The 18,963-nt window shown below is 65.8% G+C and carries 15 protein-coding genes; 11 read left to right on the top strand and 4 right to left on the bottom strand.

Annotated elements, in window-relative coordinates:
* The first annotated feature begins 327 nt into the window (after nt 1-327).
* The 3 genes from LDH74_RS09885 (at nt 328) to LDH74_RS09875 (ending at nt 3,794) form a co-directional block, all read left to right on the top strand.
* Nucleotides 328-2,349, top strand: a complete 2,022-nt coding sequence (locus LDH74_RS09885) for a bacterio-opsin activator domain-containing protein (protein ID WP_226042333.1) — start codon at nt 328-330, stop codon at nt 2,347-2,349.
* Nucleotides 2,350-2,588: 239 nt separating this feature from the next.
* Nucleotides 2,589-2,855, top strand: coding sequence for a hypothetical protein (locus LDH74_RS09880; RefSeq protein ID WP_226042332.1), 267 nt, complete (start codon nt 2,589-2,591; stop codon nt 2,853-2,855).
* Between the two features lie 186 nt (nt 2,856-3,041).
* Nucleotides 3,042-3,794, top strand: a complete 753-nt coding sequence (locus LDH74_RS09875; RefSeq protein ID WP_226042331.1) for a peptidase M10A and M12B matrixin and adamalysin — start codon at nt 3,042-3,044, stop codon at nt 3,792-3,794.
* 122 nt (nt 3,795-3,916) lie between these two features.
* Here the strand turns inward: LDH74_RS09875 and LDH74_RS09870 are convergent, their stop codons facing one another.
* From LDH74_RS09870 to LDH74_RS09860, 3 genes are all read right to left on the bottom strand, one after another.
* On the bottom strand, nt 3,917-4,264 hold the full coding sequence (locus tag LDH74_RS09870; protein ID WP_226042330.1) for a winged helix-turn-helix domain-containing protein: 348 nt from the start codon (nt 4,262-4,264) through the stop codon (nt 3,917-3,919).
* 434 nt (nt 4,265-4,698) lie between these two features.
* Nucleotides 4,699-5,547, bottom strand: a complete 849-nt coding sequence (gene otsB / locus LDH74_RS09865) for a trehalose-phosphatase (RefSeq protein WP_226042329.1) — start codon at nt 5,545-5,547, stop codon at nt 4,699-4,701.
* A gap of 3 nt (nt 5,548-5,550) precedes the next feature.
* Nucleotides 5,551-7,218, bottom strand: a complete 1,668-nt coding sequence (locus LDH74_RS09860) for a trehalose-6-phosphate synthase (RefSeq protein ID WP_226042328.1) — start codon at nt 7,216-7,218, stop codon at nt 5,551-5,553.
* Between the two features lie 695 nt (nt 7,219-7,913).
* On the opposite strand from LDH74_RS09860, the gene LDH74_RS09855 reads away from it, so the two are divergent.
* On the top strand, nt 7,914-9,062 hold the full coding sequence (locus LDH74_RS09855; RefSeq protein ID WP_226042327.1) for a Xaa-Pro peptidase family protein: 1,149 nt from the start codon (nt 7,914-7,916) through the stop codon (nt 9,060-9,062).
* Between the two features lie 704 nt (nt 9,063-9,766).
* On the opposite strand, the gene LDH74_RS09850 is transcribed toward LDH74_RS09855, so the two are convergent.
* Nucleotides 9,767-10,936, bottom strand: coding sequence for an iron transporter (locus LDH74_RS09850; RefSeq protein ID WP_226042326.1), 1,170 nt, complete (start codon nt 10,934-10,936; stop codon nt 9,767-9,769).
* Nucleotides 10,937-11,154: 218 nt separating this feature from the next.
* Between LDH74_RS09850 and LDH74_RS09845 the strand changes: the two genes are divergently transcribed.
* The 7 genes from LDH74_RS09845 (at nt 11,155) to LDH74_RS09820 (ending at nt 18,798) form a co-directional block, all read left to right on the top strand.
* On the top strand, nt 11,155-11,931 hold the full coding sequence (locus LDH74_RS09845) for an SCO family protein (RefSeq protein ID WP_226042325.1): 777 nt from the start codon (nt 11,155-11,157) through the stop codon (nt 11,929-11,931).
* Between the two features lie 2 nt (nt 11,932-11,933).
* Entirely contained in the window at nt 11,934-12,503 is a 570-nt protein-coding gene (locus tag LDH74_RS09840) for a TlpA disulfide reductase family protein (RefSeq protein ID WP_226042324.1), read from the top strand.
* Nucleotides 12,504-12,505: 2 nt separating this feature from the next.
* Nucleotides 12,506-13,201, top strand: a complete 696-nt coding sequence (locus tag LDH74_RS09835) for a cytochrome c biogenesis protein CcdA (protein WP_226042323.1) — start codon at nt 12,506-12,508, stop codon at nt 13,199-13,201.
* 145 nt (nt 13,202-13,346) lie between these two features.
* Complete coding sequence (locus LDH74_RS26455) at nt 13,347-13,478, top strand: hypothetical protein (protein WP_255680971.1); 132 nt, start codon at nt 13,347-13,349, stop codon at nt 13,476-13,478.
* Nucleotides 13,479-13,559: 81 nt separating this feature from the next.
* Nucleotides 13,560-13,982, top strand: a complete 423-nt coding sequence (locus tag LDH74_RS09830; protein WP_226042322.1) for a universal stress protein — start codon at nt 13,560-13,562, stop codon at nt 13,980-13,982.
* Nucleotides 13,983-14,245: 263 nt separating this feature from the next.
* Nucleotides 14,246-17,626: a bacterio-opsin activator domain-containing protein gene (locus LDH74_RS09825; RefSeq protein ID WP_226042321.1), complete on the top strand. Its 3,381-nt coding sequence runs from the start codon at nt 14,246-14,248 to the stop codon at nt 17,624-17,626.
* Nucleotides 17,627-18,003: 377 nt separating this feature from the next.
* The gene (locus LDH74_RS09820) at nt 18,004-18,798 is read left to right on the top strand and encodes a helix-turn-helix domain-containing protein (protein ID WP_226042518.1); all 795 of its coding nucleotides are present in this window, start codon (nt 18,004-18,006) and stop codon (nt 18,796-18,798) included.
* Nucleotides 18,799-18,963: the final 165 nt, after the last annotated feature.

The raw sequence follows: 18,963 nt of genomic DNA, 5'->3' as shown, positions 1-18,963 counted from the left end.
GAGCCCGTCTCACAGCTCGGTGACTCCTGTCAGTTCGGCGTGACCGAGACCCGCCGTACAGGTGCGCCGTGACACAGTGACAGCAGACCGTTTGAGCCGCTCGAGCAGTCGATTCAACCGAGCAATCGATTCCACTGCGCGATGGACACGATGTCCCGTGACAGGTGCCGCGTCGCGAATCCGTGACCCACGGCTCTCGAGGCGTCGGTCACCGGCCGTGAGGTGTCCGCCGGTCGAACGACGACCAGCAGGTTTTTATTTCACAGCGTAGATGTAGAGAAAGGAGTGCGGAGACGGACCGATCAGGTTGCGGACGGGGATACACGGATGAACGCAGCACATCGATCGAGACCGATCATCATCGTAACTGACGCGCGGGGCCAGGAGAGCCGTCTTCGGGCCCGCCTCGAGCAAGCCACCGAGTGCGACGTTCGAACGGTGCCCGCGAGCGCGGATCTCGAGTCCGTCCTCGAGTCGGCGATGGAGCGACGCGACGACGAGCCAGCATCGATCACGCCGAGTGCCGTCGTCATCGAACTCGACTGTCCCGGCGAGATAGAGACCGTCCTCCGGCGAGTCCACGCCGGCCTGGCTGGCGTGCCGACGATCGTCGCGCCACGCGAGGGCAGCGAGCGACTCGCCACGGTCGCGCTCCGGGCCGACGCGACCGAGTACGTGCCGACGACGCGCGACGAGGACCCGATCGATCGGATCGTCTCGACGATTCGAGCTGCCCCCTCGGTTCCAGCGGACGGCGGCGACGGCCGATACCATCACATCCTCGCGAACGAACTGCCCGACGAAGCCTTCGTCATCGGCGAGAACGGCACGTATCTCGAGGCGAAGGTCCGGTCCGAGTCCGCGGATCTGTACTCGATGCCGGCGGACGACCTCGTCGGAACCGCGCTCGACGACGCGTTCCCCGACGTAGTCGCCGCGAAGTTACAGGAGTGTGTCGATCGGGCGATCCGAACCGAGGACGTCCAGTCGGTCGAGTACGAGGCGGACACGACCGACGGCCGTCGACAGTTCGAGGCTCGGGTCGTCCCGATCGACGAACGGATTCAGGGCCGGCGCGCCGTCGTCTGGCTGGCGCGGGATATCACCGAACGCGTCGAGCGCGAGCGGCAACTCCGCTCGCGTCAGGACCAGCTCGAGACGCTCAACCGGATCAACGCGGTCGTCCGACGGGTCATCGAGACGCTGGTCGAGGCCCCGGCCAGGGACGCTATCGAACACGAGGTCTGCGAGCAACTCGTCGACTCGGAGCTGTACTGCGGCTCGTGGATCGCCGAACGGACCGGGGACGGGCGACTCTCCTACCGAACGGGGGCGGGCGAGGCGGAGACTGTCCTCGAGCGCATTCGCGAGTACCCCGGTGACGATCACGATAACCCCGTCGCGAAGGCCGCGAAAACCGGCGAGTTACGGACGACGAACCGCGTTCTCGAGGACGAGTCGATCCCCGGCGAATTGCGGGCGGCGGCCCGCGAAGACGACGTGCGGTCCGCGATCGCCGTCCCCATCACGCACGAGGACTCGATCTACGGCGTGCTCACCGTGCTCGCGAGTCGCGACGACGCCTTCAGTGAGCGCGAGCGGGCCGGGTTCAGGCTGCTCGGCGAGACGATCGGCTTTACGATCATGGCGGTCAAGAACCGCCAGCTGCTCTTCGCCGACTCCGTCGTCGAACTCGAGTTCCGGATCGACGGCGGCGACACGTTCTCGTTCGACCTCTCGACGGAGTACGGCTGCACCTGCTCGCTCGAGTGGGCCGGCACGACCGCCGGCGGACGCACGTTCCAGTACGTGACGATCGACGGGCTGGACGGCGAGACGGTGCTCGAGGAGGCGGCGGCCCACGACTCGGTCGAGGAGTGTCGGCTCATCCACGACGGGGAGGAGAGCTGTACGATCGAGATGCGGCTGTCGAAGTCGGGGGTCCGGACGCTCACGAACCACGGCGCGACGGTTCGGGACGTCTCCGTCGCGGACGGGGTCGGGACCTGTCTGGTCGAAGTCTCACAGGACGCCGATATCCGGGAGATCGCGGAGGCGCTGACCGTGATCTACGAAAACACCGAACTCGTCGCCAGACGGGAAGTGGATCGACCGGTCAGGACGGCGGCCGAGCGACGGAACCGGATCCTCGACGGGCTCACTGACCGCCAGCTCACGACGGTGCGACTCGCCTACTACAGCGGGTTCTTCGACTGGCCGCGCGAGAGTACCGGGGAGGATATCGCCGACTCGATGGACATCTCGCCGCCGACGATGCACCAGCACCTGCGAAAGGGACTCAAATCGATTCTCGGTGAGTTCTTCGAAGACGGCGGAACTCCGGAATAGTTCGTCGCCAGTCACCGCTACTACAGTCGGCGGCCCGTCCACCAGTCAAGCAGCGTGTCTCTGACTATCACACTCGGTAGAAAGTAACGCTCGCTTAAACGTCGTCCATATGAATCCGAGTGCCGACGTGCGTGACGGTCGTTCGATGCTGTAGGAATGACCGGGGCCACTCGGATCGTCCACGCCGTCGCCGGCTCGCGCGGAAGACCTGACTCTCGAGCGCGAGGGGTGGCAAACTCGTGGTAGCGCTCCCGTTCGAGACCGTTTTCGAGGGGTCGGACGGTCGGTACTACACCGACTGGCAAGTCAAACGACGGCTTCGGGACGGCGAGTGGACGGTTTGTATGCACCAGCGCGCGCCGCACCGACGACTGGTCGAAACTGCGGACGACGCGTTGCTCTTGCTCATACCGACCGACCCGGACGAACTTCCCGACAGGCTCGAGATCCGCGTCGTCGAGCGCCGTGCCCGCGTCGTCGATACTCGGCGCGTGCCGCCGCGGTAGTCGCGTCGGCCGAACGCTCGGATCCCGTCTGTCTGGCCCTCGGCACCGAACGTGAGTGGCCGCCGGCACCGCACTTCGAGGCGGCCGTGTCGGTCACGGTGGTCCGTATCGCAGGGAGTGACCGATACTTAATGCGTGTCCATAGACACCCGCAGGCACTCCGCCCTCGTTGCGAGACGCACGCTCGTGAAACGCCGCGCGTTCCTCGGGACGATCGGATCGACGGCCTCGCTCGGCACGCTGGCGTATGCGACGCGGGGGACGAGCGACACGCTCGAGGTGCGGATCTGGCTCTCCGAACGGGCCGCTACCTACGACGGGGTCGTAGATCGGGTCCGATCGTATCTCGACGAAACCCTCGCCCTCGAGTACTGGACACTCGAGGCTTCGATCGGTGGAACCGTCTCGGTTTCGACCGAGGACGCCGCACGCGTCACTCGCCGCGGGGAGTGGCCCGTGGCGGTCGCGTCGGGGACGCTCGGCGGGCGCGACCTCGAGCCCGCGTCGGACGTCAACCTGCTGGTGACGGACGGGGGGATGGAGCGGGCGCCCACCGGATACGGCGTGCCCCACATCGCATCGGTCGGCGGGGCCCGACATCTCGCCGCCCTCGAGTCGTTCGACGACGTGGTCACCGACGACGCCCGCGCGATCGCGCCGAACACGACGCCGGTGCGGACGATGCAGGTCCTCCTTCACGAGATCGGACACGCGCTCGGTCTGAGCCACGAAGACGGTGTCGCGTTCGTGTACGACGGTGCCCTGGCCGCGACGCCGATGCTCAGCAGTTACGCGTGGGATCCCGAGTACGAGGAAAATCGGTCACCGTGTGGGACGGCGATTCCGCCCTCTGCCGATCGAAAACGGACGCTCAGCTTCGCCTTTTCGACCTGTGCTCGCCATCGTCTCGCGAACTACGACGGCGAGCTCCCCTTCTGACTCGCACGGATCGTAGTAGCGACTAACGGATAGACGCCGCGACCGACTCGCCGTCGCTGAACTCGTCACGACGCCGACTCGAGACGGACTGAAGGCGGCCGAATACGGACCGTGTCGTCAGGTTACTCGTCGGATTCGTCGTCGGTTTCACCGCGGGCGAAACTCGCCTGTGGCTCCTCCTGCTCGGCACCGGCGCTCGGCCCTTCGATGAGCGCTTCGAAGTCGTCGGCTTTGTCGTACTGGTCCTGGTAGACCAGCGCCGCCTTCCCCGTCGAGGAGATCTCGTACAGCCCGGATCGCTCCGCGGGACCGATCTTGCGGACGAGACCGTAGTCTTCTAACACCGGCAGTCTGGTATTGATGTTCTTCCGGCTCTTCCCCGTGTGCGCGGCCAGATTCGTTGCGACGTTGCGCCCCTTGTCCTCGAGCGCCTCGAGGATCAGGAAATCAGTTGGTTGTCTGAGTTTCACACTCTTTCACTCTCGTACCGTACTATATTTCCAGTGGTAACTAATACTTTCGGCTCGAACACGCACGTAACTACTGGCTATTCGTTTCGGTAAGATAGCTATAACGGATCTGGCGGACCGACGCGATGACTCGTGGCGGTAGCTAGCCCAACAACTGCGACGATTCACACACCGAGCGCATAGTCCGCGGTTCTTGTTCGCTGTGTTCGCTCACGGCTCGCTTCGCTCACCGTTCGCGTTCCCGCGGTTCTCGCTCACTGTGTTCGCTCCGAACCGCGCATCGCTCCGAACCGCGCATCGCTTCGAACCGCGCTTCCGTCGTGCGATCGGGCGCGCTTTCATTTCAGTTGGTCCGATAGTGGCAGTGGTGTGGCTCGTGACGGTCGTGTCCCTTCCGACCGCGGCGCGGATCGTGAGTCTACCCCCCGGAACCGCTATCGGGCCTCGATGGGAGTCGCGGTGGGCGCGTCGGATCGAGCGACCAGATCGGCTCCGGTCGATCCCAGCCACGAGAGAAACGACGCGACCTCGGCCGGCGACTCGACCCGACAGGACGCGCTTGAGGGAGCGTCGTCGCCGACCCGGACCCCGATTCCGTCCGGTTCGACGGCTCGAAACGCGGACTCGTCGGTGACATCGTCCCCGATGTAGACGGCGGCGGTCGCCGGCGGTTCGTCCGCGGCGATCAGTTCGACGGCGTTGCCCTTTCCCCACGGGAACGCCGGTCCGATCTCGAGGATCCGTTTCCCCGTCGAAATCTCGAGGGCGTCGCCCCCGAAGCGCTCGACCACCTCGTGGGTGATGCGGCAGGCGATCGGTTCGGCGGCCGGCGGGACGGATCTGAAGTGGACCGTCCCGGTTAGGCGCTTGTTTTCGATCCGGCAGTTCGGGACGGAGCGAAGCGCGGTCTCGAGGATAGCACAGATCCGGTCGACGCGGGCGGCGCGTTTGCGCGCGACCGGATGAACGGCGATCGTTCCCGTGCGCGCGAGCTCGAGCCCGTGGTTTCCGGCGTAGATCGCCGGCCCGTCGACGCGCTCACGAACGTCCGTCAGGGCGCGGCCGCTAACGACGGCGGTCGTTATCGATGGCGTTTCCGCGAGCGTCGCCACCGCGTTCCGATTCCGCTCGGTCGGGACCGCGGCGTCCGGATCCTCGACGATCGGCGCGAGCGTGCCGTCGAAATCCAGACAGACGAGCATCCCGTCGGCTCGCTCGAGCGTCTCGCGAATCCGGGGTAGGTGCTCGTCGATCGGCCGCGGTGGTGATTCGGTCCTCGTCATCGGCTATATCGGCGGCGTGCGTTCGTGGGAGTCCGACTCGCGTTCGGACCGCGGTTCGGTCGTCCGGGAATCGTCGTGGACGCGTCGAATCCAGTCGAACTGCGTCTCCATCCACGACTCGATGTCCCCGTCGAAGACGCGCTGACGAAGCGTGTTCATCCGCCGCTGGCGTTCGTAGGTTGACAGCGACAGCGCGTGCTCGATCTGGGCCGCGAAACCGTCGGTATCGGTCGGATCGATCGTCAACGCGTGCGAACCGAGCCGCTCGTGGGCTCCGGTCCGGTCGCTCAGCAACAACGCGGAGTCGCCGTCGACGCTCGCGGCGACGTACTCCTGTGCGACCAGATTCATCCCGTCGATCAGCGGACTCACGATCATCACGTCCGCGTGTCGATAGAGCGCACAGATGTCCTCGCGGGGGAGCACGTCTTCCGTGTAGACGATCGGCCGCCAGTCGTCGGTTTCGAAGCGTCGATTGATCCGCTGGACCTCGCTGCGGACGAGTTCGCCGTACCGTTCGTACGTCTCGATATCCGTCCGGGAGGGCGTCGCCTTCTGAATGAACGTGAACTCGCCACGCCAGTCCGGGTTCCGCTCGAAGAACTGCTCGAGCGCCGCCAGCCGCTCCGGAATCCCCTTGCTGTAGTCGAGGCGGTCGAGCCCCAGTCCGATCGAGGTCCCCTCCGGGATCCCGTACTCATCGAACAGGTCGGAGAGGCGGTCCAGATCGGCCGATCGTGCGTCCCGATCGTACGATTCGGCGTCGACGCCCATCGGCGTCGCGACGACGCGGGTCGTCCGCCCGTCGTACCGGACCGTTCGACGAGCGAAGTCGACGGACGCACTCGGCAGAAACCGATCGACGCACTGCAGGAACTGATCGGCGTACCGATCGACGTGAAAGCCCAGCAGATCGTTCCCGAGTAGCCCCTCGAGGACATTGTCGCCGGCGGGACAGTGCTGGAAGGTCTCCGGTGTCGGCCACGGAATGTGCCAGAAGTGGGCGACGGTCGCGCTCTCGGGGACCGACTCCCGAATCATCCGTGGCGCGAGCGCGAGGTGGTAGTCCTGCAGCCAGATCACCGAGTCGTCCTCGGCGTGCTCGCCGACCGCGTCGGCGAACTGTTCGTTGACCGTCCGATACCACTCGAAATCGTTTGCTCGATCCTCGATCAGGTCGGGAAAGCCGTGGCAGAGCGGCCAGAGCACGCGATTGCTGAACCCGTAGTAGTAGGACTCGACCGCCTCGTCGGATAGCTCGAGCCGTTGGAGCGTGTACGCCTCCTCCTCCGGCGGGACGGCAACGCAGTTCCGCTCGTCCGTGACCGCGAAGTCGGCGTCGCCGTCGCCCCAGGCGATCCAGGTCCCGTCGGTTGCCTGAACCACGGGATCGAGGCCGGCCGTCAGCCCACCGGTCGGTTCGTCGACCGTGATGGATCGCTGTGTCTCCGTCTGATCCCCGCCGTTCGTTCCCGGCGGGATCTCGTCGGCGTCCGCGGTCGGCTCGTCTTCGTATTCGTGACGATACGGTTGCCGGTTCGAGACCACGATCAGCGAACCGGGACAGGTGGGGCCGTCGTCGTCGGACGTGTCGTCCGTCCGTCCGCTGCCGTCGGCCCGCAGCTGTCGATTTCGCACAGTCATCGACGACAACCGCTCGGTAACTCGCATTCGCTGAAATAACAGAGCGCCACGGCGTGTTTCTCCGCGGCCTGCGACCGCAGGGGGGCTAATAGGTTCCCGCTACTACTCGCGTCCGGCCGACTGTCCGCTCGAGGAGACAGTCGTCGAGAGGCACTGACGCGCTGCTCTCAGCGAGGCCGCTACGGTCCGAGAATGGATCGCTCGGGACCGGTTCGACTCTGTGACGAGCGAGCGGTGCTCGATAAAGAGGAGTCACGTCTCACTTCGGACCGACCAGCCGGCGATGCGGTGGCGCGCGCTGGGCCGCGGTGAATGCCAATGAACCGCGGTACGAAATCGTGCGAGGTCTTCGCAAACGGAGTGAGGGAAGGCTTGTCAGCGCTCGCTCTGACAGTGGATGAGCGACCGACTGAAAGGAGGAAGCGAAGCGGCTGGGGAGGGCGTGGCGATTCCCTGTTGCCACGATAGCAGGACGCTTTCTCTTACTCATTCTCAGCAAAATCCACGCTCCATTCACACCGTCCATCGGTGGGTACTTCGATCGACGGACGCTGATACGGTGATGGTCCTCCGGATTATCCGTTTCGCCCCGTCCGTCTCCTCGAGCCACGACCAAGACTCCGATCTCCGGCGTACATACCACCCTCTCCCGCACCTGCTCCCGTTCCCAATCCCGTTTCGGCAACCAAACGTTGATTTCTCGCTCGAGCAAACCTCACTCCATGAAACCGCCGTTCGAAACACGAATCGCGGACTGTCAGGATCGCCTCGCAGCGGCGGGAGCCGACCTGACGGTCTGTTTTCCGAGTCCGAACCTCACCTATCTGACCGGATTCGAGGAATCGCCGTCCGAACGACACCTGTTGCTGTTCGTTCCCGCGCGCGGTGATCCCATATTCGTCGCGCCGGCGATGTACGAGGCCGAACTCTCCGAGCTACCGATCGAGAACCTGCGACTGCATTTGTGGACCGATTCGGACGACCCGCTCGAGGCCGTCGAGACCGTTTTGGAAGCCTACTCGCTGGGCGGCCCCGACCCGGCGACCGTGCTCGTCGACGACCGGCTGTGGGCGACGTTCACGCAGGAGCTCCGAGACCTGCTCCCCGACGCCGAGTTCGGGCTCGCGAGTACCGTCCTCGAGCCGTTGCGGATCCGCAAGGACGACATCGAACTCGCGGCGCTCCGCCGGGCCGGCGAACTCGCGGATCGCGTCTCGCTTGCGATTCGCGAGCGCGGGGACGAGCTGCTCGGGACGACCGAAGCCGAGCTGGCGACCGAAATCGACCGTTTGCTCGCGGCGGACGGCGGCGAGGAACCGGCCTTCGAGACGATCGTCGCCAGCGGTCCGAACGGGGCTCGCCCGCACCACCACGGCGGCTCGCGGGCAATCGAAGTCGGCGACCCCATCGTCCTCGATTTCGGCGCCTTCGTCGCGGCCGATCTCGAGGCGGGAACCGGCCGGTATCCGGGTGATCAGACCCGAACGATCGTCGTCGGCGAACCGCCCGCGGAGTACGAGCGCGTCCACGACATCGTCAGGGAGGCACAACAAGCCGCGATCGACGCCGTCGAGCCGGGCGTCACCGCCGGCTCGATCGACCGTGCCGCCCGATCGGTTATCGAGGACGCCGGCTACGGCGCCGCCTTCGTCCACCGGACCGGCCACGGCGTCGGCCTCGAGGTGCACGAACCGCCCTACATCGCGGCGGGAAACGACCGCGAACTCGAGCCGGGGATGGTCTTTAGCGTCGAACCGGGGATCTACCTCGAGGGCGAGTTCGGCGTCAGAATCGAGGACCTCGTCGCGGTGACCGAGGACGGCGCCGAGCGGTTGAACGAGACGCCGCGCGGCTGGGAGACCGGCCAGTAAGTCGGCGAAGACGGAGACGGTTCGATCACCGTCGAAGAGGGACACTGAGTTTTCGGTGAAAATCAGCTAATTTCGCCGTCAGACGCCGAAATTTCGGGGGTGGGGAGGGGGAGATAGCAGCGCCTCAGCCCCGATCGGTCTCCACGAGCACGTTGTATAGCAACGCGAATCGCCAGTGAGAACGCCTTAGTAGTAGTACAACTCGAGTTCGTGACCGCAGTTTCGGCATCGAGTCTCCTTTCCGAGGAGGCGGTTCGATTCCCTCTCCGAGTGGATTCCCGGACCTGGTGGGATAGATGCGGCGATCGTCGCATCACACTCCGGACACCCGATATCCATGGCTGCGTGACCTGTACGAGACATGCTTCGGACGTATTCGACGATCCCCGATAGTTATCATAACCGTAAGGAACCACCAGTGTCCGGTCCGGATCGATCGAGTACGGTACGAACGAATTTACGGACTGAAACAGAGCCTCCGTCCGAACGGGTTTCGTCGGTCGGCCGGCTCTCACTTCGACGGTTGGCCGACTCTCACCGTCGTTCCGCCCGAAAGCCGTGGTTTCCACGGTGAAATCGACAACCCACATTGGAGACTGTCGCAACGAGCGGCTCCGCCTCGAGCGACTCGAGACGGGTGGTGAACTATCTCAAACCGTTTCGGCCCTTGAACTGGCTCAGACCGTTCCACCCGCTAAACCGGCTCAGATCGTATAGGTCAGGTCCTCGAAGTCGAAAAACGCCGTCTCATAGCCGTCGTGACGGGACACTTGCGGCGGCGAGTCGACCGAGACCGTCACGCGATCGCCGGGCTCGAGGTCGTCGACCGCGACCCCGTAGTGGTGGCCGATCTCGTGATCGAGCGCTTCCGCGAGTTCGTTCTGGCGGACCGAGCCGTTGCCCTCGACGGCCGCTGACAGGGACGTGAACGAGAGGACGATGTCGTTGTACGGCGTTCTGGGACTGACCGCAACGTAGGAACTCCCATCGGTGAATCGGTCGGCGTCGGAGACGAGCGCGACGAACGTCGCATCACCGCTGCGCTGGGGCTCGAAGACCTGGCCGGGAAGTTCCTCGATCGCCACGCCCCGTCCCATCGGCGGTTGTCCGGCCCCGTCGCCATGGTCGCCGCCGTCGCCATTTCCTCCATCGTCCCCGCTGTCCCCACCGTCGCCGCCGTGATCCCCGTGATCCATCAGCGGCAACGCCTCGCGACTCCCCCGCCGATCCTCGGCGATCGTCTCGAACGAGAGGTCGTGAAGATCCGACCGAGCGTACTCGAAGTCGATCTCGAGCGAGCCGGGCGACTCGAGGCGGCCCTCGAACGCACCGGTCCGCTCGATCCCGGTAACGGGGTTGACGGTGACCCGAACGGTGTACTCGCCTTCCCCGGGGAGCTGGACGTTATCGCCGTAGTGAAACCCCATTCGCTGGGAGATCATTGGCCACGGCGACGAGGTGCCGGCATCGACCGGCTCGCCGTCCTGAGAGACTTCGAGGCGCAGGGTCGCCGGGAGGGCGGTGTGCGTCTCGCGATCCCAGACGGAGACCATGAGGTGGAGGCTGTCGTCGGCGTTGACCTCGACGAGCGTCTTCCCCTCGCTGGTGGCTTCGACAGTCCAGAATCGATGGGGGAAAGTGTACGACAGCGCGGCCGCGTAGTCGCCGTCGGTCGCCGTCCCGTAGGTCCCCATCTCCTCGCGCGATGCCGGGAGGTAGACCGCGTCGGGCCGGTTCTCGACGAGCGGCGGGTTCGCCCACGCCGATTCTTCTTCGAACCCGAGTCGCTCGAGACAGCCGGCGAGTCCGGCTGTTCCGGCGGCTCCGACGGCACCGATCCCTGCTGTTCCGCGGAGAAATCCCCGGCGTTTCATCGAGTGACGGTTGGGTATCGGCGATCAAACGCCTGTTGGTTCGTCCATCGAACGGGCGGAGACGGGCTCACGTTCGGGTCGTCACCGCTCTGAACGCCCGCTCGATCGGCTGCGGATGGCGGCACGTCCGAGTGTCGTATACCGAGAACGAAACGCACGGGGCCGCCTTCGGCGATCGAACCAATGAACCTTTGATTACGGGTTCCATCGAACTAACTATGGAACGGCGGACATACCTCGGCTCGCTCGGAACGATGGGGATCACGAGCGTTGCCGGCTGTCTCGGTGATCTACTCGGCGGTGACTCCAATCCGGATACGATACTCGAGCCCCCGGAAGAAGAGGCCCAGTACGGTGACTACTCGTATCCGACGTACGGCGAGGAGTTCCCGTCGTTCTCGCTCACCGATCCGATTGCGGAGGAGACCGTCTCCCGCGACGATTTCGTCGGCGAACGGCCGTTCGTGATAACGTACTTCTACGGATCCTGCCCGGACGGCATGTGCGACACGCTCCTCCAGCACCTCACTCGGATACAGGAAGACGCCATCGAGAGCGGCTATGAGGACGATGTCGGTTTGCTCGCGGTGACGTTCGATCCCGACCGTGACACGGCCGACGCCCTTCGGACCTACAGTGAAGAGCGGGGGATCGACCCCGACGCGGGACACTGGCACTACCTCCGCCCCGAGGACAACGAGACGGCCAAAACGATCCTCGAGGAAACGTTCGGACTCCCACTTCGGCGCGAGGAGTCGTCGAATAACGAATCGACGAACGAGACCGTTTCAGGTACCGAATCCGAGAACGAATCGTCCGGTGCCGACGGTGCCGATGGTCTCGAGTACACGTTCACCCATTCCGCACTCGTTCAGATCGTCAACGAACGCGGAATCGTCGAGCGCGCGTACCCGAAGGCGAGCAGTCAACGCGACGCGGTCAACACGCAGGTGATGGTCGAAGACACGAGAACGGTCGTGGGGGTGGACGAGTAGCGATGCGTCGCCGTGAGGTCCTCGCCGGCCTCGGCAGCGCGGGCGTCGTCGCCGGTGCCGGTGCCGTCGCAGCGTTCGGCGTCCCCTCGTTCAACGACGACTCCGACGGATCGTCCGGACTCGTCGGCCGACAGCACGATCCCTACGAGATCGAGACGGCTGACGCGCCGGGGAGCGAAGCCGGTACCGTCACCGTCCCCGCGCCGGATCGACCGACGTTCATCGACTTCTTCGCGACGTGGTGTGATCCCTGTATCAAACAGATGGACGCCCTCGCCACGACTCACGAGCGAGTCGGCGACGAGGTCCTCTTTCTGTCCGTCACGAGCGAACCGGTCGGCGAGACGATTTCCGAGGCGGAGCTCGCCGAGTGGTGGGACGAAAACGACGGTAACTGGACGATCGGTCTCGATCCGACCTCGGAGCTCACCAGTCGATACTGGGGATCGCCCTATCCGTCAGCCGTGGCGATCGACGCCTCGGGGACCGTCCGGTGGCACGATTCCGGCATCAAGACCGCCGACGAACTCGTCGCGGGCATCGAACGCGCCCTCGAGGGAGGGGCCGAGTGAGGATGGTCGACGCGACGGGCACCACGTCGATCGTGTTCGCGCTGTCGACCGGGCTCGCGACGTTCTTCTCCCCGTGTGCGTATCCGCTCCTGCCGGGGTACGTGGGCTTTTACGTGAGTCAGACAGACGGTGAGCGAGCGTCGCTCGGCGGGGCGCTGAGCCGCGGCCTGCTCGCGGGACTCGGCGTCCTCGTCACGTTCACCGCTCTGCTCGGGGCGACGTTCTGGGTCGGTCAATCGACGCTGTCGTCGATCAAGTGGTTCGAAGCCATCGCGGGTTTCGTCCTGATCGGCTTCGGCGTGTTGATCGTCCTCGAGCGCGCGCCGTCGCTTTCGATTCCGCTCCCGAAGCGCCGCTCGAGCACGCTCGGCTTCGGGGTCTTCGGCGTCGGCTACGCGCTGGCGTCGGCCGGCTGCGTCGCGCCGCTGTTCATCAGCGTCGTCACCCGCGCGTTATCGCTGTCGACGACCGACGCGGTGGTCCTTCTGGGAACGTACGTCGGTACCGTCGTCGTGCTCATGGTCGCGTTGACCGTCGCGACGGGGATGGGACTCGTCGCCGGTGCCGGCCGACTCGCGGCCTACTCCGGTCTGCTCAAGCGGATCGCGGGAGTCGTGATGATCGCCGCCGGGATCGGGCAACTGTATCTGGCGATCGTCGTTTTCGAGTTGCATCACGCGATTCTCGAGTTGCTCTGACGCCGACGTTCGCGGCGCGACGATTCGGCCCGGAATTCAACGGTCCGATCGACTGACCGAATTCCGCGTGAAACGGACTGAATTTGTCTCAATCATCCCGAAGCGAATCGCCTCTTTATGTCCGACTGTGTGCTTCGAGAAGCGCATGAGCCGGTATCGTTGCCCGAACTGTCTCGAGGAGGCGGGAGAAGAAGCGGATCGTTCGGTGACCGATGCGGGATTGAACCGTCGCTTCGAGTGCCGGAACTGCGGGCACGGGTGGGAGGTGGTGTTCTGAAGGAATTCGATTGACCGATAGCCGGCAGGCAACGGCAGGTCAGGGATGTATCCGACCGTCGCTCGAACGGATAGTCAACCGATGTATCAGGATATACTCCTCGCGACGGACGGGAGCGACGCGGCCCGTCGGGCGACCGAGCACGGGATCGAACTCGCGAATCGACTCGACGCGACCCTGCACGTCCTCTCGGTGTCGGAGGACGGCCCGCACGCGGAGGACCAGCAGGATCGCCTCCGGAACGATCCGGAGGAGGCGGCCGCCGCGGCCGCTACGGAAGCCGAGGAGTCGGCGACTCGCGAGGGTGTCGACGTGACCACGGACGTCCGCCACGGCGTCCCCCAGGAGCAGATCGTCGACTTCGCGGAGACGAATCCGACTGATATGATTATCGTCGGGACGGCCGGTCGATCCGGGCTCGATCACCTCATCTCGGGCAGCGTCGCCGAGGAGATCGTCCGGAACGCGCCGGCCCCGGTTCTCACGGTTCGAGAGGGATCATAACAGTGCAGTCATAACGACCTCCGAATCCGGTGGTTAGTCCGCTTACTCCCCCGCGACGCGCGAGTACGAGATCCATAGTTATCTTGCGAGAGAGCGATCCGGCCGGTATCGTGGCCCCCTTTCGTGGCTGCTTGCTCGGCTCGTACTCTCGGTCGTCCGGTACCCGGTCGTCCGGCGATTCATCGAACAGGGGCCGATCAGACCGGACGGTACCGACACGAGGCGCAAGACCTGGAGCGGGCCGCACTGGAGGTGACCGCTGAGTGAGCGACGGCACCGCAACCGTCGTCGGTGACGCGCCTCGCGTGCTGGTCGTCGGCGATTCCGCTGCCGCCGACGATGCGACGGAGACGCTCGCCGCCCGGTTCGAGGGCGGTTCGCTACTCAGGGAGCGGACGCTCGAGGGGGCCCGTGAGCGACTCGCCGAGCGCGAGGTACACTGTCTCGTCTGCCCGTTCGTCCCGGCCGACGACGGGCGATCGGAACCGAGCGAAACGTTGCTCGAGCGCCTCGCCGCCGGAGCCGACGACCGGCCGATCGTAGCCGTGATCGATAGCGACGACGCCGACCGTTCAGACCGTGCTGACTGCGCCGACGGCACAGACGACGCCCACCGTACAGACCACGCCGACGGCCCCGATCGCGCGCTCGCGGCGGGAGCGAGCGACGTCGTCGCTCGTGACGAGTCCCCGGCGGTGCTGACCGCTCGAGTGAGAAACGCGGCCGAGCGAGCGCGATTCCGTCTGGCCGCGGCGGAATCCGATCGGCGCTACCGATCGATCCTCGAGAGCGCCGGCGCGGTCGTCTGGGTGCTCGACGCCGACGGCGACATCGAGTACGCGACGCCGACGGTCGAGTCGCGGCTGGGGTACACGCCGACCGAACTCGAGCGGACGGCGATGGACCGGCTCGTTCACCCGGACGATCGAGCGGCGGTTCGCGAGGCGCTCGCCTCCGTGACCGACGCACCGGTCGGGACGACCGAACGCGTGACGCCGCGGCTCGGCCACGCCGACGGCACGTGGAACGTTTCGGAACTGACCCTCGCGAACCGGCTCGCGGATCCGACCGTCGAGGGGGTCGTCGTCACAAGAACCGGTGCGGGATCGGCGGCCGATTCGGCGATCGACGACGGGATTCGCGCGGGCGTCGACCGGCTCGCGGACGCGTTTTTCACCCTCGGCCCGCGGGACGAACTCCGGTACGCGAACGACGCCGCGCTGTCGCTGTTCACCGGTACCGATACCGGTCTCGGCGAGGGAACCGGGCCCGAGACGAGCACTGCGGAGCGCTCGAGCGACCGCGCCGATCCGATCGGAACCGTCGTCTGGAGCCTCCTTCCGGACGACCTCAGCGAGGCGCTCTACGACGGCGTTCGAGCGGCCGAGACGACGGGCTCGACCGAGACGTTCGGAACGACCGTTCCCCCGCTCGAGGAGCGGCTCACCGTGACCGTTCACCCCGGCGACGACGGCGTCTCGGTCCACGCGCGGGAACATCCCCTCGACGCCGCGACCTCGGTGAACGAAGACCGCCTCGAATTCCTCGAATCCGTCGTCGACGCGCTCGACGACGGGATCGCCGTCCTCGAGGGGACGACGATTCGGCTGGCGAACCCGGCGCTGCTCGATCTCGCCGATGCGGACGCGCTCGTCGGACGGGAACTCGAGGACGTGTTCGCGGACGACCTCGCGGCGACGATTCGGGAGCGGGCTCGGTCACCGGTCATTCGGTGGATGGAACCGGTTTCGGGTGTTCTCGCGACCGACGCGTCCCCGCCGGTCGACGTCTTCGTCGCGCCGCTTTCGGACCCCGACCGAACGCTCTGTGTCGTCCGCGACGGGCGCGACTCTCGAGCGGCCGCCCTGTCGTCGATCCGACGCGCGCTCGACGCGCTCCGCCGGGCCGAGACGCCGTCGGCCGTTCGAGACGCCGCCACGGGTGCCATCCGGGAATTCGCCGGCGCTGACGTGGCCGTCTGGTATCGCGCCGATGACGACCGCCTTCGTCCGGCGACGGTCGCGGCGGCGGACCGCATCGGCGGCGATCAGCGTTCGCTCGAGCCGCCGCCGATCGATCCCGCCGGGAGCCCGCTGTCCGACGTTCTCGAGAACGGGGCGTCGGTCGGTCATCCGGACGAAAACGGAGCGGTTGCTCACCCGGAAACCGAGAGATCGACAGTCTACGAGCGGACGGAGTTCGAGAATCTCCTCGCGCGCACCGGGCTCCGTGCCGAGCGAGTTCTCGCCGTCTCGGTCGGGACTCGGGCAGTGGTCCTCGCGACCAGTACCGACCCAATGGCGTTCGACGGACTCGAGTCGGATCCGATCGAGGCGGTGACGGACGCCGCGACGATTGCGCTCGAGTCACTCGAGCGTGCCGACGGCCTCCGGGCGTCTCAGCACGAGCGTGCTCGCCTCGAAACCGTCGTCGAGCGGACGGAGCGGGTGTGGGATGCGGGGCAGTCGATACTGGCGGCCGACACGCGCGAGGCGGTCGAACGACGGCTCTGTGAGGCGATCGTGTCCCTGGATCCGCTCGAATCGGACGGCGAAATAGCGCTCGCATGGGTCGGTCACGCGGACGACGGTCGCGAACGAGTGGTCCCGTCGACGTGGGCCGGTCGCGACGGCGAGTTCCTCGAGTCGACGACAGTTCCCCTGCAGACGGACGTCGGCGCGCCGACGGGAGCGGCGGCCGCGACGCGCGAACCGGTCGTCCTCGACGACCTCTCGGTCGATCGGCGCGAGCACACGAACGAGGACCAATCGTGGCGACGGCGGCTCCTCGAGCGAGGATTCCGGTCCGCGCTCGGTGTGGCGCTCACCGCTGACGGGGTCGGGTACGGAACGCTGACCGCGTACGCGGACCGACCGTCGGCGTTCGACGATCGAACCCGACGCGCCTGTCGTCACCTCGCCTCGATCGCCGGGACTGTGATCGGGGCGATCGAGACGAAACGCGCGTTGCTCGCCGATCGGATCACCGAACTCGAGGTCGTCGTCCGGGACGACGCCGAAGCGCTGTCGTCGATCGCTCGCGGCATCGGCCGACCGATCGACGTGCGGGCGATCGTCCCTCGCTCGTCGGGCGGATCGACGGTGTTCTGTGCGGTCGACGGTGGCGATTCGGATGCGATTCGAGAGACGATCGGATCGCTGTCGGCGGTCGACGCGATTTCGATCGTCGACCGCGACACCGGCGGGACCGTCCTCGAAATCGGCCTGCGGGAACCCACCGTCGCGCGAGCGATCGCGGAGCACGGTGGGATCCTCCGATCCGTCACGCCGGCCGACGGTCGCTGCCGACTCGTGATCGAACTCGGCGACCCGGTCGACGTTCGCTCGTTCCTCGAGCACCTCGAGCGGGCCCATCCCGGCACGGAACTGGTCGCTCGGCGGAAACGCGATCGATCACCACGTCCGGTGCGCCCGTTCGACGATCTGAGCCAGCACCTCCCGGAGCGCCAGCGTCGGACGCTCGAGGCGGCCTACTACGGCGGCTTTTTCGAGTGGCCGCGCGAGCACACCGGCGAGGAGGTCGCGGACTCGCTCGGGATCTCCCAGCCGACGTTCAGTCGCCATCTCCGGCTGGGCCAGCGGAAACTGTTCGCGCTATTGTTCGACGAACTCGAGGCCGACTGAGACAGTTTGCTATCCCGACGTACCGGCTCGACCGTAGCGATGTACCGGCGCGACCGCAGGACAGTTCGCAGTCGCGTCGAAACTGACTGATAGCAGTCCGTCTGAGCCCCATCACCCGGTATCGTCGCCGGTATTTCCATCTTACTTCGATTCGGTCGGGTCTTACTTCGGTCCGTTCGAGTCGTAATACCGTCTTTCCGCCGGTGCCGAGGAAGTTCAACACTCTGATAGATGAATATAGATAGGGCGGCGAACCCGGTCCGTTTCCGTGTATAGCGCCCACGATCATGTCTCCGGCTCCTAATGAGGCATTCGATGAGTGCGTTCGAGGTAAGACGTAATTACGCCGGTCATCTCTCCGGATGGCGGATGAATTCGTGAGCATCGATATCGCCGACGCCGAGGAGGGCGTCGAGGAAGTCACTGATGCCGATCCAGAGACGGGTGTCGAGGGAGTCACCGACGCCGAGGACCCTCTCGAATCGATCAGCGACGCGACCGGTGACCGGTCGGGCGTTCGATCGGAAGCCGACGGCGGAATCGTCGCCCAGCTTCGACTCGATCACCCGGAACTGTTCTTGCGCCCGACGATTCGGCACGCGTCGGACGTCACCGTCGAACCAGACTACTGGACCACCGTCGAGCCGGGTCGGACGCTCGTGTTCGTCACCGTCTACGGCACCGTGTTCGACGCGTTCGAAACCGCCCTCGAGACGGATCCGACGGTCACGGACCCCGTCCTCGTCGATCGCTACCCCGACAGACGAGTCTACCGGGTCACGCGTACCGACCGCGCGACGACGTTCACCGCCGAGATCGCCGACGTCGGCGGCCGCCTGCTCGACCTCTCGAGTTCTCGAGACGGCTGGCAGGTACAGCTTCGGTTCGCCGACCGGGATCGACTCGTCGCGTTCAACGACTACTGTCGCGAGCGCGGAATTTCGGTCACCGTCGATCATCTGTGCGTCTCAGACGACGGTGACGACGGCGTCGTCGCGCTGACGGCGAAACAGCAGGAACTGCTCACCGTCGCCTACGAGGAGGGCTATTTCGACGTGCCGCGTGGCATCTCCCAGAACGAACTCGCGGATCGACTCGACGTCTCGAAGTCGGCCGTCTCCCAGCGACTGCGGCGAGCGATCGGCGAACTCTGTTCCGCGATGCTCTGCTGACCGACGGATCGGCTATCAATACGGAGATCTGTCGAGTACCCACTCGTTTCGGTCGACTCGACGGCTCGAGCCACGGTTCGAGAAAAAACGAATCTGTGATCGGATCGATGGCGTTCGACGACGAGCGAGCGATCGCCGTCGATCGTGGACGGTCAGACCAGTATC

The organism is Natrinema sp. DC36 (assembly GCF_020405225.1).
Lineage (GTDB): Archaea > Halobacteriota > Halobacteria > Halobacteriales > Natrialbaceae > Natrinema.
The sequence above is the reverse complement of the archived record's forward strand: the minus strand, read 5'-3'. Positions and strand labels throughout refer to the sequence as shown.

Excerpts from the sequence above, each read along its gene's own strand:
- LDH74_RS09855 (WP_226042327.1), top strand. The coding sequence starts at position 7,914 with ATGAAACCGCCGTTCGAAACACGAATCGCGGACTGTCAGGATCGCCTC.
- otsB (WP_226042329.1), bottom strand. The coding sequence starts at position 5,547 with ATGACGAGGACCGAATCACCACCGCGGCCGATCGACGAGCACCTACCC.
- LDH74_RS09850 (WP_226042326.1), bottom strand. The coding sequence starts at position 10,936 with ATGAAACGCCGGGGATTTCTCCGCGGAACAGCAGGGATCGGTGCCGTC.
- LDH74_RS26455 (WP_255680971.1), top strand. The coding sequence starts at position 13,347 with ATGAGCCGGTATCGTTGCCCGAACTGTCTCGAGGAGGCGGGAGAAGAA.
- LDH74_RS09845 (WP_226042325.1), top strand. The coding sequence starts at position 11,155 with ATGGAACGGCGGACATACCTCGGCTCGCTCGGAACGATGGGGATCACG.
- LDH74_RS09885 (WP_226042333.1), top strand. The coding sequence starts at position 328 with ATGAACGCAGCACATCGATCGAGACCGATCATCATCGTAACTGACGCG.
- LDH74_RS09835 (WP_226042323.1), top strand. The coding sequence starts at position 12,506 with ATGGTCGACGCGACGGGCACCACGTCGATCGTGTTCGCGCTGTCGACC.
- LDH74_RS09840 (WP_226042324.1), top strand. The coding sequence starts at position 11,934 with ATGCGTCGCCGTGAGGTCCTCGCCGGCCTCGGCAGCGCGGGCGTCGTC.
- LDH74_RS09860 (WP_226042328.1), bottom strand. The coding sequence starts at position 7,218 with ATGCGAGTTACCGAGCGGTTGTCGTCGATGACTGTGCGAAATCGACAG.
- LDH74_RS09830 (WP_226042322.1), top strand. The coding sequence starts at position 13,560 with ATGTATCAGGATATACTCCTCGCGACGGACGGGAGCGACGCGGCCCGT.